Annotated in this window: 28 protein-coding genes; 15 read left to right on the top strand and 13 right to left on the bottom strand. The window is 59.3% G+C overall.

Features of this window, described 5'->3' with window-relative positions; genetic code table 11:
• Positions 1-307 precede the first annotated feature (307 nt).
• Together hslU and hslV are read right to left on the bottom strand one after the other, a co-directional pair.
• Positions 308-1648, bottom strand: coding sequence for an ATP-dependent protease ATPase subunit HslU (gene hslU / locus HWX34_RS08160; protein ID WP_178971783.1), 1341 nt, complete (start codon positions 1646-1648; stop codon positions 308-310).
• A gap of 67 nt (positions 1649-1715) precedes the next feature.
• A complete protein-coding gene (hslV, locus tag HWX34_RS08155) occupies positions 1716-2276 on the bottom strand; it encodes an ATP-dependent protease subunit HslV (RefSeq protein WP_178971782.1) in 561 nt (186 codons plus the stop codon).
• A gap of 531 nt (positions 2277-2807) precedes the next feature.
• On the opposite strand from hslV, the gene HWX34_RS21550 reads away from it, so the two are divergent.
• The 7 genes from HWX34_RS21550 (at position 2808) to HWX34_RS21475 (ending at position 9460) form a co-directional block, all read left to right on the top strand.
• Positions 2808-3161, top strand: coding sequence for an energy transducer TonB (locus HWX34_RS21550; protein ID WP_218645103.1), 354 nt, complete (start codon positions 2808-2810; stop codon positions 3159-3161).
• 65 nt (positions 3162-3226) lie between these two features.
• Positions 3227-3835: a MotA/TolQ/ExbB proton channel family protein gene (locus HWX34_RS08145; RefSeq protein ID WP_255496617.1), complete on the top strand. Its 609-nt coding sequence runs from the start codon at positions 3227-3229 to the stop codon at positions 3833-3835.
• The gene (locus tag HWX34_RS08140; protein WP_178971779.1) at positions 3822-4232 is read left to right on the top strand and encodes a biopolymer transporter ExbD; all 411 of its coding nucleotides are present in this window, start codon (positions 3822-3824) and stop codon (positions 4230-4232) included. Before HWX34_RS08145 ends, HWX34_RS08140 begins: the two co-directional genes overlap by 14 nt.
• A 184-nt stretch (positions 4233-4416) precedes the next feature.
• The gene (locus tag HWX34_RS08135; protein ID WP_178971778.1) at positions 4417-6576 is read left to right on the top strand and encodes a TonB-dependent siderophore receptor; all 2160 of its coding nucleotides are present in this window, start codon (positions 4417-4419) and stop codon (positions 6574-6576) included.
• A gap of 78 nt (positions 6577-6654) precedes the next feature.
• Positions 6655-7335: a Fe2+-dependent dioxygenase gene (locus HWX34_RS08130; protein ID WP_178971777.1), complete on the top strand. Its 681-nt coding sequence runs from the start codon at positions 6655-6657 to the stop codon at positions 7333-7335.
• Positions 7336-7472: 137 nt separating this feature from the next.
• Positions 7473-8027, top strand: a complete 555-nt coding sequence (locus HWX34_RS08125) for a PAS domain-containing protein (RefSeq protein WP_178971776.1) — start codon at positions 7473-7475, stop codon at positions 8025-8027.
• A complete protein-coding gene (locus HWX34_RS21475) occupies positions 8027-9460 on the top strand; it encodes a methyl-accepting chemotaxis protein (RefSeq protein WP_178971775.1) in 1434 nt (477 codons plus the stop codon). Before HWX34_RS08125 ends, HWX34_RS21475 begins: the two co-directional genes overlap by 1 nt.
• 257 nt (positions 9461-9717) lie before the next feature.
• Here the strand turns inward: HWX34_RS21475 and HWX34_RS08115 are convergent, their stop codons facing one another.
• A complete protein-coding gene (locus tag HWX34_RS08115) occupies positions 9718-10242 on the bottom strand; it encodes a Dps family protein (protein WP_178971774.1) in 525 nt (174 codons plus the stop codon).
• A 700-nt stretch (positions 10243-10942) separates the two neighbouring features.
• Between HWX34_RS08115 and HWX34_RS08110 the strand changes: the two genes are divergently transcribed.
• The gene (locus HWX34_RS08110; protein ID WP_178971773.1) at positions 10943-11278 is read left to right on the top strand and encodes a rhodanese-like domain-containing protein; all 336 of its coding nucleotides are present in this window, start codon (positions 10943-10945) and stop codon (positions 11276-11278) included.
• Positions 11279-11295: 17 nt separating this feature from the next.
• On the opposite strand, the gene HWX34_RS08105 is transcribed toward HWX34_RS08110, so the two are convergent.
• Complete coding sequence (locus HWX34_RS08105) at positions 11296-12012, bottom strand: pseudouridine synthase (protein ID WP_178971772.1); 717 nt, start codon at positions 12010-12012, stop codon at positions 11296-11298.
• Between the two features lie 118 nt (positions 12013-12130).
• Here HWX34_RS08105 and HWX34_RS08100 point away from each other — a divergent pair, with 118 nt between their 5' ends.
• Positions 12131-12637, top strand: a complete 507-nt coding sequence (locus HWX34_RS08100) for a hypothetical protein (RefSeq protein WP_178971771.1) — start codon at positions 12131-12133, stop codon at positions 12635-12637.
• 81 nt (positions 12638-12718) lie between these two features.
• On the opposite strand, the gene HWX34_RS08095 is transcribed toward HWX34_RS08100, so the two are convergent.
• Both HWX34_RS08095 and HWX34_RS08090 read right to left on the bottom strand, forming a co-directional pair.
• Positions 12719-14653 carry a sensor domain-containing diguanylate cyclase gene (locus HWX34_RS08095; protein ID WP_178971770.1) on the bottom strand — a complete coding sequence of 645 codons (1935 nt, stop codon included), beginning with the start codon at positions 14651-14653 and terminating at the stop codon, positions 12719-12721.
• Between the two features lie 201 nt (positions 14654-14854).
• Positions 14855-15757, bottom strand: a complete 903-nt coding sequence (locus tag HWX34_RS08090) for a sensor domain-containing diguanylate cyclase (RefSeq protein ID WP_178971769.1) — start codon at positions 15755-15757, stop codon at positions 14855-14857.
• A gap of 179 nt (positions 15758-15936) precedes the next feature.
• Between HWX34_RS08090 and HWX34_RS08085 the strand changes: the two genes are divergently transcribed.
• The gene (locus tag HWX34_RS08085) at positions 15937-16530 is read left to right on the top strand and encodes a TetR/AcrR family transcriptional regulator (RefSeq protein WP_178971768.1); all 594 of its coding nucleotides are present in this window, start codon (positions 15937-15939) and stop codon (positions 16528-16530) included.
• On the opposite strand, the gene HWX34_RS08080 is transcribed toward HWX34_RS08085, so the two are convergent.
• Both HWX34_RS08080 and HWX34_RS08075 read right to left on the bottom strand, forming a co-directional pair.
• Positions 16506-17360, bottom strand: a complete 855-nt coding sequence (locus tag HWX34_RS08080) for an ABC transporter substrate-binding protein (protein WP_218645102.1) — start codon at positions 17358-17360, stop codon at positions 16506-16508. The genes HWX34_RS08085 and HWX34_RS08080 overlap by 25 nt on opposite strands.
• A 188-nt stretch (positions 17361-17548) precedes the next feature.
• Positions 17549-19006, bottom strand: coding sequence for a DEAD/DEAH box helicase (locus HWX34_RS08075; protein ID WP_178971767.1), 1458 nt, complete (start codon positions 19004-19006; stop codon positions 17549-17551).
• A gap of 201 nt (positions 19007-19207) precedes the next feature.
• On the opposite strand from HWX34_RS08075, the gene HWX34_RS08070 reads away from it, so the two are divergent.
• Together HWX34_RS08070 and HWX34_RS08065 are read left to right on the top strand one after the other, a co-directional pair.
• A complete protein-coding gene (locus HWX34_RS08070; protein WP_178971766.1) occupies positions 19208-19948 on the top strand; it encodes an MliC family protein in 741 nt (246 codons plus the stop codon).
• Between the two features lie 71 nt (positions 19949-20019).
• Complete coding sequence (locus HWX34_RS08065) at positions 20020-20565, top strand: YaeQ family protein (protein ID WP_178971765.1); 546 nt, start codon at positions 20020-20022, stop codon at positions 20563-20565.
• A 12-nt stretch (positions 20566-20577) separates the two neighbouring features.
• On the opposite strand, the gene HWX34_RS08060 is transcribed toward HWX34_RS08065, so the two are convergent.
• From HWX34_RS08060 to HWX34_RS08050, 3 genes are all read right to left on the bottom strand, one after another.
• A complete protein-coding gene (locus tag HWX34_RS08060) occupies positions 20578-21177 on the bottom strand; it encodes an FMN-binding negative transcriptional regulator (protein ID WP_178971764.1) in 600 nt (199 codons plus the stop codon).
• 58 nt (positions 21178-21235) lie between these two features.
• A complete protein-coding gene (locus tag HWX34_RS08055; RefSeq protein WP_178971763.1) occupies positions 21236-21667 on the bottom strand; it encodes a carboxymuconolactone decarboxylase family protein in 432 nt (143 codons plus the stop codon).
• A gap of 112 nt (positions 21668-21779) precedes the next feature.
• Positions 21780-22406, bottom strand: a complete 627-nt coding sequence (locus HWX34_RS08050) for a LysE/ArgO family amino acid transporter (protein WP_178971762.1) — start codon at positions 22404-22406, stop codon at positions 21780-21782.
• Between the two features lie 131 nt (positions 22407-22537).
• On the opposite strand from HWX34_RS08050, the gene HWX34_RS08045 reads away from it, so the two are divergent.
• The 3 genes from HWX34_RS08045 (at position 22538) to HWX34_RS08035 (ending at position 24136) form a co-directional block, all read left to right on the top strand.
• Positions 22538-22981: an Lrp/AsnC family transcriptional regulator gene (locus HWX34_RS08045; RefSeq protein WP_178971761.1), complete on the top strand. Its 444-nt coding sequence runs from the start codon at positions 22538-22540 to the stop codon at positions 22979-22981.
• Positions 22982-23056: 75 nt separating this feature from the next.
• Positions 23057-23602, top strand: coding sequence for a GNAT family N-acetyltransferase (locus tag HWX34_RS08040; RefSeq protein ID WP_178971760.1), 546 nt, complete (start codon positions 23057-23059; stop codon positions 23600-23602).
• 36 nt (positions 23603-23638) lie between these two features.
• Entirely contained in the window at positions 23639-24136 is a 498-nt protein-coding gene (locus tag HWX34_RS08035; RefSeq protein WP_178971759.1) for a M48 family metallopeptidase, read from the top strand.
• A gap of 16 nt (positions 24137-24152) precedes the next feature.
• Here HWX34_RS08035 and HWX34_RS08030 read toward each other — a convergent pair whose 3' ends face one another.
• Both HWX34_RS08030 and HWX34_RS08025 read right to left on the bottom strand, forming a co-directional pair.
• Entirely contained in the window at positions 24153-25109 is a 957-nt protein-coding gene (locus HWX34_RS08030; RefSeq protein WP_178971758.1) for an alpha/beta hydrolase, read from the bottom strand.
• A 95-nt stretch (positions 25110-25204) separates the two neighbouring features.
• Entirely contained in the window at positions 25205-26455 is a 1251-nt protein-coding gene (locus tag HWX34_RS08025) for an MFS transporter (RefSeq protein WP_255496615.1), read from the bottom strand.
• Positions 26456-26531: the final 76 nt, after the last annotated feature.

Raw genomic sequence — 26531 nt, 5'->3', positions numbered from 1 at the left:
TGACCCACCTGCGTCAACGACTTTTTACTAAAAAATGGCAATAATTCACAAGATCTTTTTTATGTTTTTGATTTTAAACAATTTTCGTGTTTATCTTTTTTAATCATCTTGCTGACTTAGCGCAGGAAATTGGCCATCACCAATCAGGCACTGCCCGTCAGATTAGTAATCTGGCCGGAAAATCGTGAATTAATTCTGTATTCATGCCATTTGGCATGGTTATCCTGACGCCCAACAAGCAAACAGCGCCCTGTCGGGCGCTGTTTGCGGCTTCCTTGTCGAGCCTATATAGAGCGTAGGCAGGAAATCAGAGTACGTAGCGGGCCAGATCTTCGCGCTGCGACAGCATGTCCAGCTTGCCATCTACATAGTGGGCGTCGATCTTGCAGCTGCCACTGCGCGCGTCGAAGGAGACTTCTTCCAGCAGTTTCTCCATCACCGTATATAGTCGGCGCGCACCGATGTTTTCCGTCTTCTCGTTCACCTGCCAGGCGATTTCAGCCAGGCGACGAATGCCGGAGTCTTCGAATTCCAGCTCCACACCTTCGGTGGCCAGCAGTGCCTGGTACTGACGGGTGAGGCAGGCATCAGTGCTGGTGAGGATTTGCACGAAGTCATCCACCGACAGCGATGAGAGTTCGACGCGAATCGGCAGACGGCCTTGCAGTTCCGGGATGAGGTCGGACGGCTTGGACAGCTGGAAGGCGCCGGAGGCAATGAACAGGATGTGGTCGGTCTTGACCATGCCGTATTTGGTGGTGACGGTGGTGCCTTCTACCAGCGGCAGCAGGTCGCGTTGCACACCGGCACGGGAGACATCGGCCCCCTGCCCTTCCGAGCGGCTGGTGACCTTGTCGATTTCATCGAGGAAGACAATACCGTTCTGCTCGACGTTCTTCATGGCTTCGGCCTTGAGTTCGTCTTCGTTGACCAGCTTGGCCGCTTCTTCGTCGATCAACAGCTTGAAGGCTTCAGCCACTTTCAGTTTGCTGGCCTTCTTCTTGCCGGCATTCATGCCCTGGAACATGTTTTGCAACTGGCTGGAGAAGTCTTCCATGCCCGGCGGAGCAAAGATTTCCATCTTGGACTGCGGCGCAGCCACTTCGATTTCGATTTCCTTGTCGTCCAGCTTGCCCTCACGCAGCATCTTGCGGAATTTCTGCCGGGTGTGGCCGTCTTCGGGCTTGCTGTCTTCGGCTTGCGGTTCGCCAAAGAAACCGGGGGCGCTGCGTGCCGGTGGCAGCAGTACGTCGAGGATGCGGTCTTCGGCGGCATCTTCGGCACGCACGCGGTTGCGCTTGATGGCAGCGTCGCGGGTTTCCTTGATGGCTACTTCCACCAGGTCGCGGATGATGGTGTCCACGTCGCGGCCGACATAGCCGACTTCAGTGAACTTGGTGGCTTCCACTTTAATGAAGGGCGCGCCGGACAGGCGTGCCAGGCGGCGGGCGATTTCGGTCTTGCCCACACCAGTGGGGCCGATCATCAGGATGTTCTTGGGGGTGATTTCGCTGCGCAGCGGCTCGGCCACTTGCTGGCGCCGCCAGCGATTGCGCAGGGCGATGGCGACGGCTCGCTTGGCAGCGTCCTGGCCAATGATGTGCTTGTTCAGTTCGTGAACGATTTCTTGCGGGGTCATTTGCGTCATGACGGTACTCCCGGCCACGCCAGCATGCCTGTGGTGGCCTGTGAATCGGTGGGGACGAAGACTGGGATTATTGTGCCGCTGGCTGGGCTTCTTCCCCCAGCGTTTCGATAAGGTGGTTCTGGTTGGTGTAGATACAGATGTCGCCGGCGATTTCCAGTGACTTCTTCACCACCACGGCTGGATCCAGTTCGGTGTTTTCAAACAGGGCGCGTGCGGCGGACTGGGCAAAGGCTCCGCCCGATCCAATGGCGGCAATGCCTTGCTCCGGCTCCAGCACGTCACCGTTACCGGTAATGATGAGGGTGGCTTCCTTGTCGGCCACAATCAGCATGGCTTCCAGCCGACGCAGCATGCGGTCGGTACGCCAGTCTTTGGCCAGCTCCACCGCGGAGCGCACCAGATGGCCCTGGTGTTTTTCCAGCTTGGCCTCGAAACGCTCGAACAGGGTGAAGGCATCGGCCGTGCCACCAGCAAAGCCTGCCAGTACCTTGCCCTGATACAGGCGGCGGATTTTGCGCGCCGTGGACTTGATCACGATATTGCCCAGGGTTACCTGGCCGTCGCCGCCCAGCGCCACGCGCTCGCCGCGACGGACGGAGACGATGGTGGTTCCGTCAAACTGCTGCATGTTCTGTTCCAGTCTATTGAATGTGTCTGCGCCAGACTGGCGCGTAATGAGCAATATGCAGCCATTCAGGGCGATTACAAGACAACCCTTTACTGCCCATGGCTTATTGCAGCGTAAGGCCCTAGTGATCTTAATAATTGCTAATGATAATAATTTGCATTATCATTTTTTACCATGAATCTCCGACTCCAATCCACTGCAAACAGACTGCCTTCTGCGGCATTGCTGGGCAGCTGTAGCCTGCACGGGCTGGCATTGCTGCTGTTGGCAAGCTGGTTGGCCACCACGCCTCCGGTGACCCTGCCCCAGTTGGCCAGTCTGCCGGCCATGACCCTGGCTGCGCCGAGCACGCCTGCCCCTGCTGCTGCGGCTCCGCTTGCACCGCCCAAGCCAAGCAAGCCAGTGCCCGAACCGAAGCCCGCCACGCCCCGGCCCGTTGCCAAGACTGCTGCCAAGCCCAGAGCGCAGCCTGTCGCACATTCGTCTGTCGCGCCTAGCCCATCCGCGCCTGCGGCGGAAGCAAACAACAATGTGGCTGCCGCAGCAACCGCAACACCAGCGCCGCCAACGCCGGCCCCTGCTCCGCATGTGCAGGAGCCCTTGTATCGCGGTGGCTACCTGAACAACCCCAAGCCGACCTACCCGCCGCTTTCCATCGAGATGGAAGAAACCGGCACGGTACGCCTGCGGGTGCAGGTAAGCGCCCAGGGCTTGCCGGTGTCGGTGGAGCTGGAACACAGCAGCGGTTTTCCCCGACTGGACCGCGCCGCACAGACGGCAGTACGCGGCTGGAAATTCATTCCGGCCAAGCGAGGCGATGAAGCCATTCCTTATACCTTTATTGTTCCCGTCGAATTTTCCCTGAAGAACTTGCGCAAACCATGAAGCTACTGACTGTCTTTCAACAAGGGGACGTTGTTTTAGCAACGACGTTCATGATTCTCATTCTCATGTCTATTGCAACCTGGTCGCTCATCCTGCAGCGCGGAGTGCAAACCTATCGCCTGCGTCGGGCCAACCGTCAGGCGGAAGCCTCTTTATGGGATGCTCCGGACTGGTCGAGCGCCGAACAGGCACTGGCAAACTCCACCGCACCGATGGCGCATATCACCCGCGAAGGTCTGGCGGCGCTGCGCCACCACCAGCAACATGCCGAACGTTCACTGGGCAAAGCCTGCGATCTGAACGAGTTTGTCACCCGCGCCATCCGCAAGGCACTGGCTCAGGAAAATGCCCGGCAGGAAAGTGGCATGACGATACTGGCTTCCGTCGGTTCGACCGCGCCCTTTATCGGCCTGTTTGGCACGGTATGGGGGATTTACCACGCGCTGGTGAACATCGGCACGGCAGGCCAGGTGAGCATTGCCACCGTGGCAGGCCCCATCGGTGAGGCCTTGATTGCCACTGCAGCAGGCCTGGCCGCCGCCATTCCTGCCGTATTGGCTTACAACGCGTTTACCCGGTCGCAGCGGGTGATGTCGCAGCAGCTGGATCATTTTGCCCATGATCTGCACGCCCAGTTGCTGACCCAGCCGGAGTCTGGCCATGGCATTCGGTAGTTTCGACAAAGGGCCGGGCGCGCCCATGGCCGAGATCAACACCACACCGCTGGTGGATGTGATGCTGGTGCTGCTGGTGGTGTTCATCATTACCGCGCCACTGCTGACCAATAGCGTGAAGCTGGACCTGCCCCAGGCCGCCGCTGCCGCACATCAGGACAAGCCGGAGCAGATCCGCCTGTCCATCAATGCCGCCGGGGCCTTGTTCTGGAATGACCAGCCCGTCAACAAGGATGCGCTGGCCACCCGCTTTGCCGCTGCCGTGCAGTCCAACCCCAAAGTGGAACTGAACTTGCGCGCCGACAAGAGCGTGCGCTACGAGCTGGTGGCCACCACGCTGGCCACTGCCCAGCAAAGCGGTATCAGCCGCATCGGTTTTCTGACCGAAGCGCCCTAGCCGCCACCCACCGCTGTTCTAACAACCGGCCCGTCACGGGGGTGGCTGGCCGGTTGTTGCACTCCCCTGTCTTTGCCTGCTGCACCCCATGCTGCCCACTCAGCATGCGGGGATGGCTGCGTCACGCCCATGCGCAGGCCAAGACTTTGTTTTCCGTGATTGGCACACAATAAAAGAGGATTAAATGAAACAAAGCTTGCAACAATCGCCCCACCTTGCGCAGCGCAAGCTGCCTACACGCGTGGCAGTCGGCATGCTGGCCGTGGCCCTGAGCCCCAGCCTGGCACTGGCGGCAGAAACCGGCCAGACCCTGGAAACGGTTACCGTGGAGGGCGAGGCCCCGGTACGCGACACCTACAAGACGGAAACCACCAGCATTGGCAAAACCAAGCAGCAGCTGCGTGACATTCCGCAATCCATCACCGTGGTCAACCAGCAACTGATGCAGGATCAGGGCGTGGCCACGCTGAAAGACGCGCTGCGCAATGTACCAGGCATCACCTTTGCCGCAGGTGAAGGCGGGCGCAGTGGCGACCAGGTGGTGATTCGCGGTTTCTCGGCCGCCACCGATACCTATCGCGACGGCATGCGCGACATCGGCCAGTACAACCGTGATGCCTTCAATGATGACAAGGTGGAGGTGCTGAAGGGTGCCAGCTCCATGCTGTTTGGTCGTGGCTCCACCGGTGGGGTGGTGAATCAGGTCAGCAAATCACCTTTTCTGGGTAGCACACTGGAAGGTGACCTCACCATCGGCACCAATGACTACCAACGCGTGACGGCTGACATCAACCAGATGACCGGCGATCACTCTGCGGTACGGCTGAACCTGATGGATACCCACGATGGTAGCGACCGTGGCGCTGCCAAGAACGAGCGTTGGGGCATTGCGCCGTCGGTCGCGTTTGGTCTGGGTGAGCCCACCACGGTGGTGCTGTCTTACATGCATCAGGAAGAAAACAATGTGCCGGACTACGGCGTGCCGTACAACTCGGCCACGCATGAGCCACTGAGCGTGGACCGCAGCAAATTCTATGGTTTTGACAGCGATTACGAAAAAACTTCAGCCGATATTGTCACCGCCAAAATCACCCACGATTTTGGCAATGGCACCGAACTGAGCAACCAGTTGCGCTATAACCGCTTCTGGCGTGATGTGAACCCAACGGCTCCGCGCCTGGTCAGCAGCGACACCAGCGCCACCGGCCTGATGCGTCGCAGCAAACCGATGCGCGACGGTGTGGATCAATCGGTCAACAACCAGACCGACCTGACCACGCGCTTTGCCACAGGCGACATCCGTCATACCTTGCTGACCGGGCTGGAAATGACTTACGAACTGTCCGACACCAGCCGTTACACCCTGCTCAACACCCTGCCCACCACCACCATTGGCAACCCGGTATCCTCCACCGCCTACAACACAGCGCGCTATCGCAGCAGCAATACCAAATTCCAGGCCAGTGATATTGCGTTGTACAGCATGGATACCATCGAGCTGACCCGCCAATGGAAAGCGGTACTGGGTACACGCTTTGACCGTTTTGAAGGTGATTACAACGTACGATCCTTTAATTCCGACGGCAGCGTGAACAGCAGCAATACCTACGACCTGTCACGCACGGATAATGTGTGGAGCTGGCGTAGCGGCCTGATCTGGCAGCCGGACATGGCGCAGTCCTACTACTTCAGCTACGGCACTTCGTTCAACCCCTCTGGCGAAACCTATTCGCTGGACAAGGCCACCGCCAAGGTAGACCCGGAAAAGAACCGCAATATCGAACTGGGTTCCAAATGGGACTTGCTGGATGGCGATGCCAGCCTGCGTGCCGCGCTGTTCCGCATTGAAAAAACCAATGAGCGCAATACCGACCCGGACGATACCTCGGTCGTTACGCTATCGGGCAAACGCCATACCAATGGTATTGAACTGGAAGGCAATGGCCGCCTGACCGAACGCTGGGAAATCTTTGCCGGCGTCACTTTCATGGACTCCAAGATCGATAAGGCTGCACCGGGACAGAACAGCACCACCGGCAAGATGCCTCGCTACACACCGCGCGCCACCGGCAATATCTGGACCACGTACAAGTTTACCGACCAGATTACCGGCGGCATCGGTGCCACCTATGTGGGCAAGCGTTATGCCAACGAGACCAATACCTTGTATCTGCCGTCCTACACGGTGGCCAATGCCATGCTCAGTTATGAAACCAAGCATTACCGTTTCCAGCTGAACCTGAACAACCTTGGCAACAAGACCTACTATGACGGTGCCTATACCGGCCATGCCACCGTGGGTACCCCACGCGAAGCACAGCTGACCATCGGCCTGAAATACTAAGCCCCAGCGCCAGCCACGCATGACGGCGGCTGGCGCTTTTTTTACCCGACCCTACCCGGTATACACGGAGTCCAACCCATGCTGCTGCATATCCCCGACGTTCTTACCCCCGAAGAGCTGGCCCATGGCCGCATGCTGCTGGCCCAGGCCGACTGGGCCGATGGTCGCATCACGGCGGGCAGCCAGTCCGCCCAGGTCAAACGCAATCTGCAACTGCCCCAGCATCTGGACATTGCCCGCGAGCTGCAAGCCATGGTGGAAGCAGCGCTCAAACGCAATGCCCTGTTTTTTTCGGCAGCCCTGCCCAAAACCGTGTTCCCCCCGCTGTTCAACTGCTATCAGGGTGGCATGGACTTTGGCAATCATGTGGACAATGCAGTACGTAGCCACCCCTTTGACCAAAGCTGGGTACGCACCGATGTCTCCTGCACCCTGTTCTTCAGCCAACCGGATGAATACGACGGCGGCGAACTGGTAGTGGAAGATACCTATGGCCTGCACAGCGTGAAACTGCCCGGCGGCGATATGGTGCTCTACCCTTCCACCAGCCTGCACCGGGTAGAGCCGGTTACGCGCGGCGCGCGCATTGCTTCTTTTTTCTGGACCCAAAGCATGATCCGGGACGACGCCAAACGCAGCCTGCTATTCGATATGGACATGGCCATTTCGCAGCTGCGTCAGCAGCACGGTGACACCAAGGAGCTGGTCACTCTGACGGCCAGCTATCACAACCTGCTGCGCATGTGGGCTGATCTTTAGCCAGAGAAGTACTTTCGGGTCAAAAGATTGGAAAAACCTGATCGCTATCATGAAAAATTTCGGCATGACTAAGTAAAGTTACCAAGAACTCTACTTAATCGACATATCCACCACGGATATCAATGCGGAAGCCCACCATGGCGAGCCAGATTCACCCATCCCAAAGCCGGGAAGTGCAATTGAAGGAAGATGAGCTGATTGTCACCAAGACCGACAGCACCGGCCACATTACCTATGCAAACCGCGTATTCATGCAGCTGGCCGAGTACCCGGAAAGCGAGCTACTGGGTAAACCACATAATCTGATTCGCCACCCGGACATGCCACGCGGCGTCTACCGGCTGATGTGGAAAACCCTGCAGGCCGGCCGCGAATTTTTTGGTGTAGTCAAAAACTACACCGCCAGTGGCAATTACTACTGGGTGCTGGCCAATGTCACACCCGATTACGACAGCAAGAACAAACTGGAAGGATATTTCTCGGTTCGGCGTCCGCCGGGCCGGCATGCGGTGGAAACCGTCATTCCCATTTATGCACGCATGTGTCAGCTGGAAAGTACCCTGAACAAGGCCAGCGCGCCGGATGCGTCCATGGAATGGCTGCTGGCCGAACTGGACAAGCAAGGCCATAGCTATGAAAGCTTTGTGCTTTCCTTGCTGGACGCTCACCTTTCCACCGGGAGGTCTGCCTAATGGCCCGTCGCTCTAGCTCCCCCTTCTTGCGAACCCGGCTGGGCTTCTGGCTGCTTGGTTTCAATGTACTTACCATCTGCACCGTGCTGGCCTCGCTACTGCTGCCTGACAGCTGGCGTCTGGCTGTGGAAATTTTTCTGGTTTTGTTGTCGTTACTGCTATCAGGCCTGATCTGGCTGGGCAGTGGACGCATATTTGCCGTGCTGAACACCCTGCACGAACAATTGGGCTATGCCTGTGACGGAGAACTGCACCACCGTGCCTCACGCACCCGCGACATGGGTGAAGTCGGCCTGGTCGCCTGGGAGCTGAACGACTTTCTTGACCTGGTGGAAACCTACTTCAAGGAAATCAACACCAGCTTTCGCCGGGTGAGCGAAAACGACTACAGCAGACGCCCGCTCAGCCAGGGCCTGCCAGGCATGTTTGCCGAATCACTGCAGAATGTGGACAGCGCCATTCAGGCCATGGCGGACAACGACGGCTATATCCGCAAGAACCACCTGTCTTCCCAGCTGGCAGCGCTGAACAACCCATATCTGCGTAACAACCTGGCCAGCAATCAGAATGACCTCACCCAGATCAGCACCGCCATGGACCAGGTGTCCGGTATTACCTGCGATACAGCCAGTACCTCGCGCGACAGCCTGGAGAGTGCCACCCTGCTGAGCGGCCACATGGATACGATTGCCGGCAGCGTGGTCAGCATGAACGAAGCCAGCACTGCGCTTGCCCAGGAGTGGACTGGCATTGAGTCCTCGCTGGCCGCTATTTCGGCCATTGCCGACCAAACCAATCTGCTGGCCTTGAATGCCGCCATCGAAGCCGCGCGCGCCGGCGAAATGGGCCGCGGCTTTGCTGTGGTGGCTGATGAGGTGCGTAAACTGGCCGAACGCAGCAAGGATACCGCGCACCGGGTACAGTCGGTGCTGGGCAGCCTGTCCAGCCGTATCAGCGACATGCATGCCCGCGCCAGTGAAGCAGGCACGGTAGCGGCCGAAGTCAAGGCTTCGGTGGAAACCTTCCACCAGCGATTTGCCACCCTGGCCGAACAGTCCGATACCGTACTGGGGCAAGTACAACGGGTGCGCGACATGTCGCAGGTATCACTGCAAAAAGTCGGCCATGTCATGTACAAGCAAATGGCCTACCACGCCATTGAAGAGAATGCCGGCCTGCCACAGGGCAATGAACTGACATCCTGGTGCCTGGGCGAAGGCCAGAACAGCTTCGGCATGACCCGTGCTCATGCTCAGCTGGCTCAAGCGGATGACCGTGTCGGCAAGGGTGTTGGACTGGCACTGGCTACCGCCAGCAACAAGCAGGCACTGGACGAAGACGCCATCATCCAGTACATGCGGGTAATGGAACAGGATAGCGCCCAGGTCTTGCAATTACTGGACCGCATGGTGGAAGAAAAGCACCCTCACTGACTTGTTTGCTGTGGGGCTTTCAACTTGATTGAACAGGGCCAGGCAAAGCCTGGCCCTACTGCCAGCTGTTCGATTTCAGGGACTGACCATCCCTCCCGCACTACCACCTTTCCACTGCCAGTTGATGAAGAGTGCAGCAATTGCAGAAGTTGAAGGAAGTCTGACAAGGCAGCTTCGCTTGCCAGGCGGAAATCACGGGAATCCGGCTAATAATCTGAAACAGCCCTGACGGGCTGTTTTTCATTCGGCCTTCGCGGTTAACGTCGCCCGGCCTCAAACAGGAACCAGCACCGCCGCTCGGTCTCGTCTATCCAGTTTTCAATCAGGCTTGCCGCAGCAATATCACGATGCTCCTCGCAGACGCCATGTGCTTCACGCAGCCTTGCTGCCAGAGCTGCGTTGTCCTCACGCAGTTCCGCGAGCATATCTTCCGGTGTGACATAAACGGCATCGTTGTCCTTGACGCGTTGCTGGCGGGCAATATGGCCTATCGAACGCAATGTGGTGCCACCCACCTTGCGCACCCGCTCTGCCAGCGGATCGGTCATGGCATACAGCTGATCGCCCTGTTCGTCCAGCAGCAAATGGTAATCACGAAAATGCGGCCCGCTGACATGCCAGTGGAAATTCTTGGTTTTCAGATAAAGCGCAAAGGCGTCTGCCAGCAGGCCGTTCAAAGCGGCGCTGATATCGCGGGAAGCAGCTGAACCCAGATCGGTAGGGGTATGCAAGGCGGCATCGGGATGGGCATGCAGGGTCGGGGTGGGTGTTGCTTGGGTCATGACGGGGCATCTCCTCAGAAAATGGGACAGCATCCAGTGAGTTACGCTGACTTGTGAGAAGCTATTTTTCTCCCCCTCTCAGGACAAGATTGCATTTCTGATTGAACACACGAATTTTCCGACTCCTCACTTCCCCCGCTGCCTGTTGTTGACCGGACATGCCAGACGCTGTGGCTCAGCGCCCATTCCGTCGCTAGTCGGTTTGGCATGGCATACCCGTTACATCAATAAAAATCCGTAATTTACGTAAATAATTCATGTATATCATTAAATAAATTACATAATGAAACATGATAGATTTTTTCATTAGGAATATTCGACAAAACCCAACCGCCAATCAGTAGCTGCAATACCGGTATTTTCCATTACTCCCTCCTGCAGCAGGCAATTAACCGGGGAAGCAGGTGCCAAATAAGTCAAGCAAGGGCAACAGGCCCGCATGGCCCATCGTGACAAATGTGACCATGGGAAGAAAACAGAAAGTAGGTGAATGACTCGGAAGGTGACTCGGAAGGTGACTCGGAAGACAAGCCGGACGCTGCAATCGGCTTATGGCAGGCAGGACGCAAACAGACGTTCGAAATAAAGTATTACTAGGTAGTTGCCACAATGCGCGTTATGGCAAAGGCATGCAAAACTGAAACATGGGATAAAAACGTGCCTGCTGTTCAGATAGCACACTCAGGAGACAGGCAAGATCATGAAACATCTATTTGGCGCACTGCTTGGTGGTGTTACCGCTGCGGCATTTGCACACCGCTTGCTGAACGGATCCAGCCGACTGGTGATTGATGTCAGCTCAAGCGAGGAGTTTCATGCAGAGCACATTCCCGGTGCACGCTCACTCCCGCTGGAGCAGCTGGAACAACAGGCGGCCAGCACCATTCCGACACCGGAAACACCGTTCACCCTGTATTGCCGCACCGGCGAGCGTGCCAAACTGGCCGCCGCCCGCTTGCGCAGCCTTGGCTATACCCATATCGAGAGCGTCAGCGGCATGCACGAAGCCATGCAAAAGCTGCACCAGCTTCTGTAAACGCGCTCGCCGCTGTCTTATTTCGCTGGGCCAAACCCGAAACTGGCCAGTTCATCTGCCTCCAGATAGCGCCACTGCCCCTCATCCAGATCGCCTAACTGCACAGCCCCTACACTCAAGCGGTGCAGATCCATCACCCGGTTACCGGCGGCGGCCACCATGCGCTTCACCTGATGATATTTGCCCTGGGTGATGGTCATGCGGATGGTGATTTCATCGACAACCTCGACCTGGTCTGCCGCAATCTTTTCGTTGTCATCCTTGAGAAACACCCCGGCCAGCAGATGCCGGACCAGATCATCCACCACCGGATGCTTGAGCGTGACTTCATAGCACTTGGGCACATGGCGCCTGGGCGAACTGAGTGCATGCACAAACTGGCCGTCATTGGTCAGCAGCAGCAGGCCGGTCGTGTCGACATCCAGTCGCCCTACAGCTGAAATGTCCAGATTGCCGAACTGCCAGGGCAGCAAGGTATACACACTGGGATGGTGCATGGGCTTGTGCGAGGTTTCGTAGCCATCCGGCTTGTGCAGCAGGATATAAATGGCGCCATCCAGCAATGGCCACGGTTCGCCATCGACCACCAGTTCTTCGATGTCGGTGGACGACCATTCCTGGCGGTAGTCCTCGGCCACTTCGCCATTGATTTCCACCAAACCGTATTCCACCAGCTTGCGGCATTCCTTGCGGCTGCCGAAGCCCTGCTGTTGCAATAATCTGTAGAGTTCCATGGCGAAATGTTAGCACGCCCCCCGGCCGCCGGCATGGCTACCTCCCGGCCATGACCCGGTGCCCAGGCTTGCCTATGATGGAACAGTCACCATCTCACCCACCTGCGGGACAGTCTTGATGAGCTATCCACGCCTGGCCCTGCGCGGCCTTGCCACCATTCGCCATGTACGGTTCCGGCTACTGCACGCGTTGAGCACCAGCACGCTGCTGTTTGTCCCGGCCATGCTGTTTGCCCTCAGCGATCAACCCGCCAGCTGGATTTTTCCGTTCACGCTGAGTGCCGCCTATTCGATGATGATCGTGCTGTTGGCCAAGCGCCTGAGTATGTACTCCGTATTTGGCCTCCCAGCCATGCAATGGCTCGGCCAGGCCTCTATCGGCAAGGCCAGGCTGATGCTGCCCGTACTGGCCGGCATGTTGCTGGTCATGGCCATGGCCTCGCGACGCGGCTTGCACAAGGGCATGCAGTTCTGGGTTTTCAGCCTGCTGCTGGCCAATATGATGCCCGCCTCCACGCTGCCCGCCGGGCAACACGCAGTACTGGCATTTGGCGGGGCGGTTTACGGCCTGTTGTTAGGGCAATACGGACTGGCACCGGGTCTTACCGGGTGCTGCACGCGATGATGCCCGGCGCTATGCCTGGCACTTGCTGTTGTGCGGGTGCATGGCCTGGTGGCTGGAAATGGGCGTCAAACAACAGCTGGCTCAAAACAGGGCGGGCTGACTGGAGCCCGCCAGGCACACCCGGTCGCGGCCTTGTGCCTTGGCCTGGTACAAGGCGGCATCCGCAGCTTGTATCAGGCTAGCCGGATCCTCCCCATGCAGCGGGCAAACCGACAGGCCGATGGACAGGGTAATGTGCAAACGCTGCCCCAGCGCCTGGATAAGCAATTGCCGCACATCCGCACAGAGTTGTTCGGCCTTTTCACAAGCCACGTCCAGCGCCATCCCAGGCATCAGGATGCAAAACTCCTCGCCACCATAGCGGCATACCACGTCGCCACTGCGGAAGCGGTCGCGCAAGAAGGCACCCAGCGTTGCCAGCACTGCATCCCCACATGGGTGGCCGTGGTTGTCATTGATGCGTTTGAAATGATCGGCATCCACCATCATCACCGCCACCGTACCATTCAGTGCCAGCATGTGCGCCAGCAGGCGCGGCAGGATTTCATCCAGATATCGACGGTTGAACAGACCGGTCAGCGGGTCACGCCGTACCTGCTCGCGCAGGCCGACATGCATGGACTCGATTTCCGCCACATGTTGGCGCAAGGCATCATTTGCCTCGTGCAGGCTGTGTTCCAGTCGCTTGCGCTCGCTGATGTCATTGATACCACTGATGACGTAGAGCGACTGATCGCTATGCACCAGCGAACAGGAAATCAGTGCCCAGAACTGACGGCCATGCGCATCGTGCAGGCGGACTTCATGATCGCGCACCGCCCCCTCGCCATGCAGCAGGCGCGACACCTGCTTGCGTGCTTCCTGGTCGATATAGAAATCCTGCACCCGGCGTCCCGTCGCATTGAGCGGGCACTGGAACAGGCTTTCGGCCTGGGCATTGGCATAAATCAGCGCGCCACCGTCCAGATGACTCATGACCAGTGGGAAGGGAGAAGCATCTGCCATCAGCTTCAAGCGTGCCTCGCTTTGGGCCAGTTGCCGGGTACGCTCGGCCACCTTGGCTTCCAGCGTCTGGTTGGCACGACGCAGCCAGTCTTCGGCATGACGCCGTTCGGCCACCAGCGCACCAAACACCAGCAGACCCAGCGACTGCACCAGTAACAGCATGCCGGCAGCAGCAATGCCGCTGAGCCCGGAGTCCTGGTAGGCCGCGCCGTTATGCAGCAGCACGCCGACAAAGGCCAACACCACCACTGCTGCGTGCAGGCAGTACGCCAATGCCAGACGGCATCGAAATGCCACCCACATCAAGGCAATCAGAAACAATGGCCACAGCGATGCCGCCACCCCATGGCGGAAATCAGCCCAGATGAACTCCACCAACGCAAGGCTAAGGGTACTCAGACAGAGCAAGGCGGTTTCCAGCCAGCCAGCGGGATTGAGCCGCTGTTGTCGATAGGGGGCATGACACAGGAACAGCAAGGCAGGGGTCAGTGTCAGGATGCCATTGACCTCGCCCAGCCAGCGGGAAAACAGCCACTGCCAGTGCGATACACCGGCAGGCAACAAGGCGGCAGGCATGAACAGATAGGCCGGCAGATTGGCCAGCAGGGTATTGGCCAATACGCCACACCACAAAAACAGCAGCACACCACTCAAGCGGTGAAGTGGCAGCACCTGACTGCTACGCGCACGCAGAAAATACCCGGCCAGCAAGCTGGCCATGGTCTGCCCGGCAGCAATGCCCAGCCCCAGCACCGCATGCTGCGGCAACAACCATGCCTGACCCAGACACAGACCCAGCAGTAAACCGGGCCAGCAAGACCATCCCCTCAACATGGCTTGCGCCAGACAGAAACCAGCGGGCAGCCACAAGGGAGGAGCCAGCCTGCCGAAGTCCACCGAATACGGCAAACAGGCCGACAACCATGTCAGCAGCGATAATGACAGGGCTTGCCACAGAGCTTGTTTCGCCCGTGTCAGCCAGGGCTGCGCAGATTTGCCAGATGAGAACACGGTTTCTCCCATGCCGCGGCGAAAGACGAAACCTGATCCGTCGTTTGTGATGCGGTATGGGCAGCAAGAATAGCCAAGACAACGGGATAAATCTACGCTTTCCTGCGCACCCAAGCCCTTGTGTGGTAACGATTTGACACTGGAGGTGTTACAGCCCTGGGCACCTGGGGGCTTGCACCGGAAAATGACAGCGAACCACTGCTAATGGCTGATTTCCACCCGGTTCCTGCCCAGTTTCTTCGCCGTGTAAAGCGCCTCGTCTGCGCGGTGTAAAATGTCATCCAGCACCTTGTCCTTCGCGCTGAGCATGGCCAGCCCGACACTCAGTGTGACGCAAGCTGCGGTGGGCAAGCTGGCGGCCCGGCATGCCCCATCCAGTATGGCCTGTACCCGGTATATCACCTGCAAGGCCTCTTCTTGACTGGTTTCGGGTAGCAGCAAGCCAAACTCCTCACCACCCAGCCGGCCAGCCACGTCACTTTCACGTATTCCCTGACTTAGAACCCTGCCCACCACACGTAGCAAACTGTCACCCATTTGGTGACCAAAGCGGTCGTTGACCAGTTTGAAGTGATCAAGATCCAGCATCACCACACTGAGTGGTGTTTTCTGCCGATGTGCCAGGTGCAGGTATTTATTGCCCAGTTCGGCAAACATCCGTCGATTGGGCAAACCGGTGAGCTCGTCGGTAACCGCCAGCAGATACAGTGCATCCTGCACGCTATGCCAGTGCGTGACATCCCGCTCAATGGCGACAAAATGGCTGACCAGACCCTGATCGTCATGCAAGGGCATGATGCTCATCTCCACCCAGTAGCTGCGCCCGGACTTGTGATAATTAAGCAATTGCATGCGTAGCGGACGCGCCAGCTCCAGCCCGGTACGGATATCGTGCAGCATGGCCTGGTCGGTTTGTGGTCCTTGTAAAAAGCGTGGATTGCGCCCGAGGATTTCGGACTTTTCATAGCCGCACAGTTGGCAAAATGCCTGATTGACGTAGACGATCTTCGGCCCGGGAGCGCGGTATGGGGCCGCTTCGGTCACCATGATGGCATCGCTGGCATGTTCGACGATAAGGCGGAAATCCCTGAGCTTGAGCACCATCTGGACACTCCTGGGCAAGTACGTGAGTCCTGACGCTTAGGAATAGAAACCCGTACTGCTTAATGCAAGCCATCCTGTCACTTGGGACATATCAATTGTCAAGCGCTATCTTGCTGATTCACATGGTAATTATTTATATTATGTCCATAATATAAAGATTACCCAACAAAGAATTCAGCATGCGATACGACAAACAGCACAAGACCGCTATCCGCCAGCGGATTCTGGACATGGCGACACTACGCTTCCGTTCCGAAGGCATTGCTGCAGTTGGCATTGCCAACCTGATGGCGGATCTGGGCCTGACCCATGGCGGCTTTTACTGGCACTTCAAGGACAAGGAAGACCTGGTGGCGCAAGCCTGCCAGCAAGCCATGCAATCTATCGATCAGCAATGGCAGCAACAGATGCAGCTGGCAGCCCCTGGCGGCAAACGCCTGTCGGTGGCGCAACATTATCTGAGCATCCAGCATCGGGACTTCCCGGACACCGGCTGTGTTGCTGCCGCACTGGCAGGCGAGCTTTGTCGGCATACACCGGCCACACGTGAGGCATTCACTGCCAGCCTGCAACAACAACTGGCCACACTGGACAGCGCCGCCCGGCAAGATGGCAGCCCCAGTGAAACAGCACTGACACCTGGCACACAACTCAGCCTGATGGTGGGCGCCATGCTGCTGGCGCGGGCAGTGACCGACCCGGTGCTATCCAGCCAGTTACTGGCGGAAGCCGAAGCGCTGGTTGCCCATCATTCCGGCTCAGCACCGGACTGAGTACTGCGCAGGCAGGCTTGTCGGGTTTCCTGCACCAGACGTGCCAGTTCACCGCTGCGCTGTATGGCCAGCAAACCGCGGTTGAAACGGTCAATCAGCTCGGCACCATGCGGATGCTTCTTCCAGATCACCACATGCAACGGTGCCAGCCAGAAGGGCTGGGAATGCTGCAGTTTTGCCGTCTCGGCGCGGGAGAAGTGACGACCGAGCAGAAACAGGCCGACTTCTTCTTCAATGGGAAACAGGTCGATACGCCGCGCCAGCAGCTTGCGGAAGTTGCTCAGGTCGTCGGCAGCACCGTCGGTATGCAACACCCCCTGACGCACCAGCCGGTCGAATTCATCCGAGTAATAGTTGCCAATGGTGATGCCGATACGCATCCCGGACAGCTCGGCCAGCTGTGTCCAGCTCACCACATGGCTGCGCTGCTGGAAAAACACCATGCGCGCGGAAAGAACCGGTTTGGTATACAGCAGGTCCTGCAGACGGTCCGGACTGGGCGCCCAACCCAGGCTGCCATCCACCATCCCGTTGCGGGCCGATTGCAGACTGCGGTTATTGGGCATGAAGCGGTAACGCACCGTCACGCCGCTGCGGGCAAAGGCAGCACTCACGACGCGGGACAAAATGCCGTTATCAGGCAGATTGGCACCGATGTAAGGCGGCCAGTCATCTGCACTGAGCACAATGGCCATCTGCCCCGATGGCAAGGGGGCTGAACGCTGGGCATGCACCGGCCCCGGCAGGCCGCACAAGACGGCCGCGCACGGGACCAGCCAGACCAGCCGTCTGGCCATCCACCACCAAAAGGCTGCACATGCTGCAATCATGTCCTGCTCCGAATCAGGAGTGCCTGACCACCGGCCACCTTGTGCCGGGCTTCCCCGCGTCAGCCGGGATATGCCTTTGTTTATGATGGAAAAATGGCCCGAAGACCCATCCTTGAGGATACGAGTCCGGGCCATGGACAGCAAGCATGGGCAGCGTGCAACAGGTGCCGCTGCCATGTCCTGTCAGTTTAGCGCTTGCCCGGCGAGAGCAAGGCCGAAACCTGGCGTGCAGGCTGGCTGCGGCGTTGCTGCGTCTGGCCACCGGCAGGCTTGGCGGCTTGTGGTTGACGCGTGCCCTGCGGCTGAGCCGCTGCCGGCTTGTTGCGCGGTGTGTTGCCCGTCGGGCTGCGATGGCCATGGCCGGTAGGCTTGGCTTGCTGCTCGTGGCGCGGCTTGCCGCCACCCTGACCCTGACGTGTGCCCTGACCCTGACGACCACCGCCACCCTGGCCGCGGCCACGGCCACTATTGCCACCCATGGAGATGGGTTCCGGCTTCACGTTCAGGTCGGCTTCAAAGCCGGGTACGGTAAAGCGGGCGATGGACTGCTTGGTCAGCTTCTCGATGTCACGCAGGAAATTGAATTCGTCCACGCACACCAGCGATACCGCTTCGCCCGGGCTGCCGGCACGGCCGGTACGGCCAATACGGTGTACATAGTCTTCCGGTACATTGGGCAACTCAAAGTTGACCACGTGCGGCAGCTGGTCGATATCCAGACCGCGAGCGGCAATATCCGTCGCCACCAGCACTTGCAGGGTGGAATTCTTGAAATCGGCCAAGGCGCGGGTACGGGCATTCTGGCTCTTGTTGCCGTGAATGGCTGCGGCCGGAATGCCGATCTTGTCCAGTTTTTCCGCCAGACGGTTGGCACCGTGCTTGGTGCGGGTGAACACCAGCACCTGATACCAGTTGTGATCGCGGATCAGCTTGATCAGCAGGTCGGTCTTCTTGTCACGGTCCACCAGATGCACACGTTGATCCACCAGCTCGTTGGTGGTGTTGCGGCGCGCCACTTCCACCAGCTTGGGTTGATCCAGCAGCTTGTCGGCCAGCGTCTTGATTTCGTCAGAAAAGGTGGCGGAGAACAGCAGGTTTTGCCGCTTGGCCGGCAGCAGCGCCAGCACCTTGCGGATATCGTGGATGAAGCCCATGTCCAGCATGCGGTCGGCCTCGTCCAGTACCAGGATTTCCACTGCCGACAAATCCAGCGTGCGCTGGCTGACATGGTCGAGCAGACGACCCGGCGTGGCCACCAGAATATCCACCGGTTTGCGCAAGGCGGCAATCTGCGGATTGATGCCGACACCACCGAACATCACCATGGATTTGAGCGGCAGGTATTTGCCGTATTCACGTACCGACTCTTCCACCTGGGCCGCCAGTTCTCGCGTGGGGGTCAGCACCAGTGCGCGCGGCTTACCAGCCTGGCGCGATGGCTTGTTCATCAGCAATTGCAGCAGCGGCAGGGTAAAACCGGCGGTCTTGCCGGTACCGGTTTGCGCGGCGGCCAGCAAATCGCCACCCTTGAGCACCTGCGGAATGGCTTGGGCCTGAATCGGAGTGGGGACGGTGTAACCGGTATCGGCCACAGCACGCAACAAATCCTGGGCCAGGCCAAGGTCAGCAAAGCTTAAATCGGACATACAACACTCCTGCGACTGCCTGATCGCAGTAAGCGACACCAATCTAGGCTGACGGTAAACAATTGAATTGAATGCGGGTGGCCGCGGGATGAGGCCTGCATTGTGCGCCGATTGGCAAGACGCGAAAGCGGGCGAGTTTACAGACAATTGCCCATGCTGGGAAATCATCCTGCGGATTGATGCAGCAGGATGGGGCTGCACGTGGCACAATACCACATGCTCAAATTCCGTCCCGTACCTACCGCAGTCTGCTTGCTGCTGCTTGCCCCCGGCCTGGCGTATGCCCTGAACGGTGCGCATTCGCTTGGTAGCGGACAGGACCGCAGCGGAGGTCGTGGCAACATCGGCAATACACGGGTAACGCCATCCCCGGTGATACCCCCGATAGCCACCATTGCCGCCACCGAATTTGACTGCAACAAGCCGGCCAACCCCATGGAAACCATGCTGTGCCAGGACGAAGGCCTGATCCGTCTGGGCAACCGGCTGGACAAGGTATACACCCAGGCCATGGACAAGGCCCGCCAGACACCGGCAGGTGCGCTGAGCGTGAGCAAGCTGCAACAGGAGCAGCGCCACTGGGCGCACAACCTGAAAGACTGCATGAAGAGCGACAACCCCCATATGTGCCTGGGGGATACCTATATCCTGCGCATTACCGAACTGCAGGCCAGCTGGGAGCTGGCGCCGTCGCTGACACCGCTGCATTATCTGTGCGGCGGCGGCGGCAATAACGACGTGCTGGCCACCTTTTACCGTACCAAACCTGCTACGGCACGGCTGGTACGTGGCAAGAGCCAGGCCATCCTGCACCAGCAGGAACTGGTCACCGGCGGCTCACGCTATGCCGGTCAGAATGTCGAGTTCACCATTCGCGGCAAGGAAGCCAGCATCAACTGGAAAGGCGAAAGCCTGCTGTGCATCAGCCAGCCTGAACAATAAGTCTATTTCCTGCACCAGCCGGCAGCCGCGCCGGACCCGGTGCAGCCAACATTGCAACCCGGATATCCCGCATGGCCCTCACCGCCACCATTTATAAAGCCGGTCTGTCGATTTCTGACATGGACCGCGGCTATTACGCCAGCCATAACCTGACGCTGGCACAACACCCGTCCGAAACCGTGGAGCGCCTGATGGTGCGCCTGGTGGCCTTTGTGCTGAATGCCAGCGAGACCCTCAGCTTTACCCGTGGCCTGAGTGCCGACGACGAGGCCGAGCTGTGGCAGAAGAATTACAGCGATGAAATCGAACTGTGGATCGAGCTGGGCGAACCGGATGAGAAACGCCTGAAGAAAGCCTGCAGCCGGGCGGACAAGGTGGTGCTGTACACCTACGGAGGCCGCTCCAGTGAAGTATGGTGGCCGCAAATCGAAAACAAGCTATCCAAACTGGACAAGCTCAGTGTTTATCGCATCAGTACCGCCACCCAGGCCGAACTGGCCCAGCTGTGCCAGCGCGGCATGCAACTGACCGCCACTGTACAGGACGGTCAACTCTGGCTGGCCGATGAAAACCACACCGTACTGGTGGAAGTCGAGGCGCTGAAACGGCCGCAATAATTGCCGCTGCGTTCAGGGGCGCGGCATGGCGGCGGCCAGTTGGCAGTCTGCCTCATTGCCACGCTCCAGCGCCTGAATCACCCCTTGCCGGTCTTGCGGCAGCCGGTTCTGGCTCAGCTTGGCTTTCACCTCCCAACGCGCTACCGGCAGACGGAAACCCACAATGCCGCGCTGCATGGCAGCCAGCGTCGCAGGCAGCATGGCAGCGGTACTCCAGCCATCCGGGCCTTCAAAATGACGCGCCAGCTGACTTAACAGTTCACCCAGCTGCACGCCGTCCACCGGCGCTGCCCGTCCATGGGCATGCGCCACCCGGTAATTCCAGGTAGGCACCATGCCATCGGAAACATACCAACGTGGCGACACATAGCCATGCACACCGGCAAACACTGCCACGCTGTCTTGTGCAAACAGCACCTCGACATGCGGATTGGCCCGCGCCAGGTGGCCCAGCAGGCAATCTGGCTGTTGCGGGTCGGGCAACAACACCACATGGCTGATCCACGGTTCGGTTGCTGTCCGGGTAATCAGGGTAGCCAGGGGATTATCCGCCATCACGCTGGCGGCGTAGCTGGCTTCGGCGCGGAAGGCCGGCGGGCAATACAGACTCATCACAACACTCCATCAACACGATTGATCAAGACCAGATCCGGGTCGTCGCCCGGTGCTGCTACTGCCGCATGGCAATGGCCAAACGGTTAAGCGCATTCATGCTGGCGATGGCCATGGTCAGATCGCAGATTTCCTGCGCACTGAAGTGTTCCAGCAAGGGGGTATAAGCCGCGTCGTCGGCCTGCGTGGTGGCAATCAGCGTCACCGACTCGGCCCAGGCCAGCGCGGCCTGCTCGCGCGCACTGAAGTGCGGGCTCAGTCGCCAGCCGGCCAGCGTGTCCAGCCGCGCCGGGGTTTCACCACCGCTACGCAGCGCGCGGCTGTGCATGTCCAGACAAAATGCGCAGCCATTGATCTGCGATACCCGCAGGTAAACCAGTTCTACCAGATTGCGCCCGAGCGGGCTTTCCGCCAGTTGTTGCTTGATGGCGCGCAGATGCTGCAAGGCAGGGGCGGACAACTCGACATAAGGCTGACGCAAATTGGACATGGCCGGGGCTCCTGATATGGACCGGCTCATTATCCTGGCATCCAGCGGCCCTATCACAGAGCCAATCATGCACATCTTGAAGGAACCAATCCGCCAGCACCCAGCGGCGGGTTCAGCGCGGCCATGCCTGCCACAACATCCAGCCCGCCATGCCCAGCAACAACAGCCCGCAGCACCGGTCCAGCCATTGCCTGCCACACGGCCCCACGCGCCGCAATACGCTGCCCAGGCCAAATGCCAGCACACACCACCACAGCGCCGAGCCGGCCACCACACCCGACACCATCACCCAAGCCTCTGCCACCCCTGGCCGGGCCTGGCCGGACAAGCTGGAAAAAACCGCCACGAAAGACAAGATGGTCAGCGGGTTGCCCAGCGTCAGCGCCAAAGTCGAAGCATAGGCCCGTAGCAGACTGGCCGCCACATTGGTGCCAGGCATCCCCTCCGGCCGGGCCGAGCGCCGCAACATGCCCAGTGCCATCCAGGCCAGAAACAGGCTGCCCGCCAGCGACAGCGGCAGCGCCAGCGCCGTCAACTGGCGGATCAACACCGTCATCCCCGTTGCCCCCAGCGTGGCGTAAATGCCATCTGCCGTGGCGGCCCCAAGGCCGGTGGCCAGCCCCATCCACGCCCCCTGCTGCAAGGTGCGTTCGATGCACAGCAGGCCGATGGGGCCAACAGGCGCGGCAATGGCCACGCCTACCAGCATGGCCTGGACAAACAATTCTGCTAGCAACATGGTATTCCTCCGGTTGATATGAAGAGTTTGACCGGCCAGGCAGGCTCTGCACATGCTGTTTTTCAGGCCAGATAACAATCAGAACTGATAAATTAAGGCAATCATGCTGGATGGCAGAAAAGAGGCTGAACATGGAAATAGACAGCAAGTCGTGGAAGATTCTTGAATGCCTGCAGCAGGATGCACGGCTGTCGCTCACCGAGCTGGCGCGGGCCGTGGAAATGTCAGTACCCGCCGTATCCGAACGCGTGCGGCGGCTGGAGGAGTCCGGCGTGATTCAGGGTTATCATGCGCGGGTGGCCCCGCACAAGGCTGGCTATACCTTGTCCGCCATGGTGGGCATCACTGTGCCACAGCCCTACAAGCAGAAACTGCTGGACTTGCTGGGCAGCATGCCGGAGGTGATGGAATGCCATCACGTCACCGGGGCGGATTCCTATTTGTTTCGCTTGCTGGCTCGCGATATAGCCCATCTGGAAGCCCTGGTGGCACGGGTGAACCATCTGGGCGAAACCCGTACCTCCATCATCCTGTCTACCCCCATCAGCCAACAAGCCTTACGACAAACACGTTAATTTGCTTGTCTGTCGAACCTTAATGTCATCTGCCTGTCGTAAAATCCCAAGATCCACACCCCTCTGACACGCTCCATGACTTCGCTGACCTTGCGCCCTGCCACTTTCGATGACGCCGCACTGATTGCCCGGCTGCATACCGAAAGCTGGCAAAACAGCTATCGCAAAATCCTGTCCGACGACTATCTGGACCATGTTGCCCCGACGGAACGCCACACCATGTGGACCCGCCGCTTTCATTACGACAATCACCTGTGGGTGCAATTGGCCTTGTGGGATGGCGAGCCGGTAGGTTTTGTCTGCCTGCTGCCAGATGGTGAAAGCGAACGCGGCCTGTTACTGGACAATCTGCATGTACTGCCGGGTCAGCAAGGCCGTGGCGTGGGGCGCACCCTGTTGCAGGCCGCCGCCGCCGAGGCGCACCGCCTGCAAGCGGGCACCCCCATGCACTTGTGGGTGTACGAAGCCAATAGCGATGCCCGCCGCTTCTACAACCGCATGGGAGGGGAAATGGTAGACCGCGAAAGCGTGCTGGCACCGGATGGCAGCAAGGCCGTTGCGCTGTGCTACCGCTGGAAGCAGCCAGCACTACTGGCCAGCAGCGGCAGCGTGGCAGCCTGAATGCCGTAGCACGCGGGGCTTTGCTACACTGACGGCATGTCTGCCCTCAAATACCTGCTGCACTACCCGCCCGCGCTGCTTGCCCAGGTTCAGGCCCGTCTGGATGACGGCAGCCTGGGCCAATGGCTGGCGTCCCGCTACCCCGCCAGCCATCAGGTACAAAGCGACAGCGCGCTGTACCAGTATGTCAGCGCGCTCAAGCAGCGCTATCTGAAAAATGCGCCGGCCCCCACCAAGGTGCTGTTCGACAACCAGCAGCATCCGGTCAAGGGCACGCTGGGCACCAATACCCAGATCTCCCGCATACAAGGCGGCAAACTCAAGGCCAAGCATGAAATCCGCATTGCCAGCCTGTTCCGCGATGCGCCAGAGCCGTTTTTACGCATGATCGTGGTGCACGAACTGGCCCACCTGCGCGAAAAAAACCACGACAAGGCCTTTTACCAGCTGTGCTGCCATATGGAGCCGGACTACCACCAGCTGGAGTTCGACACCCGGCTCTGGCTCACCCTGCGCGAACTGCCGCAGGGCTGAGGCTCTGCAACACCGCTCAGGCATCGGCCGGTTGCAGCTGTCGCGCAAGGAAGCCGGCCATATGCTGGTAGGTGCGGGCGCACTCGTCGGCGACCAGCTGCTCCATGTTCAGGAAGGCATGGATCAGATCATCAAAATGCAGGTGCTCGCACACCACGCCCGCACTTAACAGCTTGTCCACATAGCGTAGCGCCTCGTCACGCAACGGGTCGAAGCCGGCGGATACCACCAGGGTAGCCGGCATGCGTGGCGTCACGGTCATGTGCAGCGGAGAGGCCGCCAGCCGGTCTTCACCATGCTGGAAATAATTGTCGAAATACCAGGCAATGCGATCGCTATTGAGAAAGTAGCCTTCGCCATTCTCGGTAATCGACGGCAGGCTCATGCTGTAGTCCAGACTGGGGTAAATCAGTATCTGGGCGGCAATCTGCAAAGCAGTATCGTGCTGCGAGCGCGCACTGACCGTGGCCGCCAGCGCCGCACCGGCCGAATCGCCCGCCAAAGCCAGTTGCCGTACAAAGGGCAGGCCGCGAGCATCCAGAGCAGAAAACACACCACGCGCAGCAGCATAGGCATCATGCAGGGCCGCCGGATAGGGATTTTCCGGCGCCAGCCGGTATTCCGGCACCACCACCACACAGCCGGTCGCTGCGGCCAGCCTGCGGCTGATGGGGTCATACACGCTGACGCTGCCTGCGGTATGACCACCGCCATGCAAGAACAACAAGACCGGCCGGGCTTCGTCCGGTGCCGGATGATAAATGCGCACCGGCACGCTGTAATCGCGGCCATGCACGATTTCATCATTCACCCAGGCAATATCGGGGCCGGGGCTCACCAGCGTGCGGGTGACATTGGCCAGGGCCTCGCGGGCACCGATGGCGGTAGGTTTGTAGCCGCTTTGCTGCAAACGGCGAATAAGCTGGTTCAGTTGCAACAACCAGTCAGTCAGCTTTGGGCTGACAGCATGCATGGCACTTCTCCTGAGTCGGGTGCTGAGTAGGGCAGATAACGGTTCTGGCCGACATTAATATACCAAAGTCATGAATGATGCCAGCATGCGCGGCGCTAAGGTGCCAGTTGGTCACGCTGGGCCAGTTGCGGAAACCAGCGCATCCACAGCACCACCACCAACAAGGTACCCGCACCACCCAGCACCACAGCCGGAACCGCACCCAGCCAGGCAGCTGTCACACCGGACTCGAATTCACCAAGCTGGTTTGAGGCACCAATAAACAGGGAGTTCACCGAATTGACGCGGCCACGCATGTCATCCGGTGTTTCCAGCTGCACCAGTGTGCCGCGGATCACCACGCTGATGACATCAGCCGAACCCAGCAGCATCAGCGCCAGCAAGGACAGCGGGAAGCTGCTGGACAGGCCAAACAGGATGGTAGCGAAGCCAAACACCGCCACCGCGGCAAACATGATGTGGCCGGAGCGCCGCCGGATGGGGTGACGCATCAGCCAGGCCGACATCAGCAAGGCCCCGGCCGCCGGAGCCGACCGCAACAGGCCCAGACCCCAGGGGCCGGTCAGCAGGATGTCGCGAGCAAAAATGGGCAAGAGTGCGGTGGCCCCGCCCAGCAGCACGGCAAACAGGTCCAGCGAGATGGCACCCAGGATGTCCGGACGGCTGCGGATGAAACGCACCCCCATCAGCAGGGAATCCAGCGACACCCGCTGACCGGTAGGTAACACCCGGCTGGAAGGCAGCAGGCTGACCAGGAGCAGACAGGCGAGGAAGCTGGCGGCAGACAAGCCGTAGGTCAGTTCAGCCCCCAGCGCATACAGAAAACCGCCCAGTGCGGGGGCGATGATGGTGGCGGCCTCATTGGCCGAAGCTGCCATGGCAATGGCCTGGCCCAGCAGGCGCGGCGGCACGATATTGGGCAGCAGCGACTGCATGGCCGGCATGTCAAAGGCGCGGCAGCAGCCCACCACCACCGACAGGGCAAAGATCAGTCCGCGACTGACCTGCCAGCCCATGCCCAGATTACCCAGCAGCAGCACGCTTGCCGCCACCGCCTGAATGGCAAGGCTGACAGCCACTACCCGCCGCCGGTCAAAACGGTCCGACACTGCGCCGGTCACCAGCACCAGCAACACCCGTGGCAGAAACTGCAGCAGCCCCACCATGCCCAGATCCAGCGCACTGCCGGTCAGGGCATACACCTGCCAGCCAATGGCCACCGTGATGATTTGAAAACCGGCCGTCAGCAATACACGGGCCAACCAGAAATGCCAGAAAGGGCGGCAATGCCGCAAGGATGCAGACGCGTCGTTCATGGAAGCAGTAAAGACGGCCGGAACGGCCATGACAAAGAACTCAAGCCTACCGGCTAAACGCCTGTAACTCTAGCCTTACACCCCGCGCTTAACATTCGCTGACACA

This window comes from Aquitalea sp. LB_tupeE (assembly GCF_013391415.1).
GTDB lineage: Bacteria > Pseudomonadota > Gammaproteobacteria > Burkholderiales > Chromobacteriaceae > Aquitalea.
Note: the sequence above shows the minus strand (reverse complement) of the source record. Positions and strands in the feature narration are given on the sequence as shown.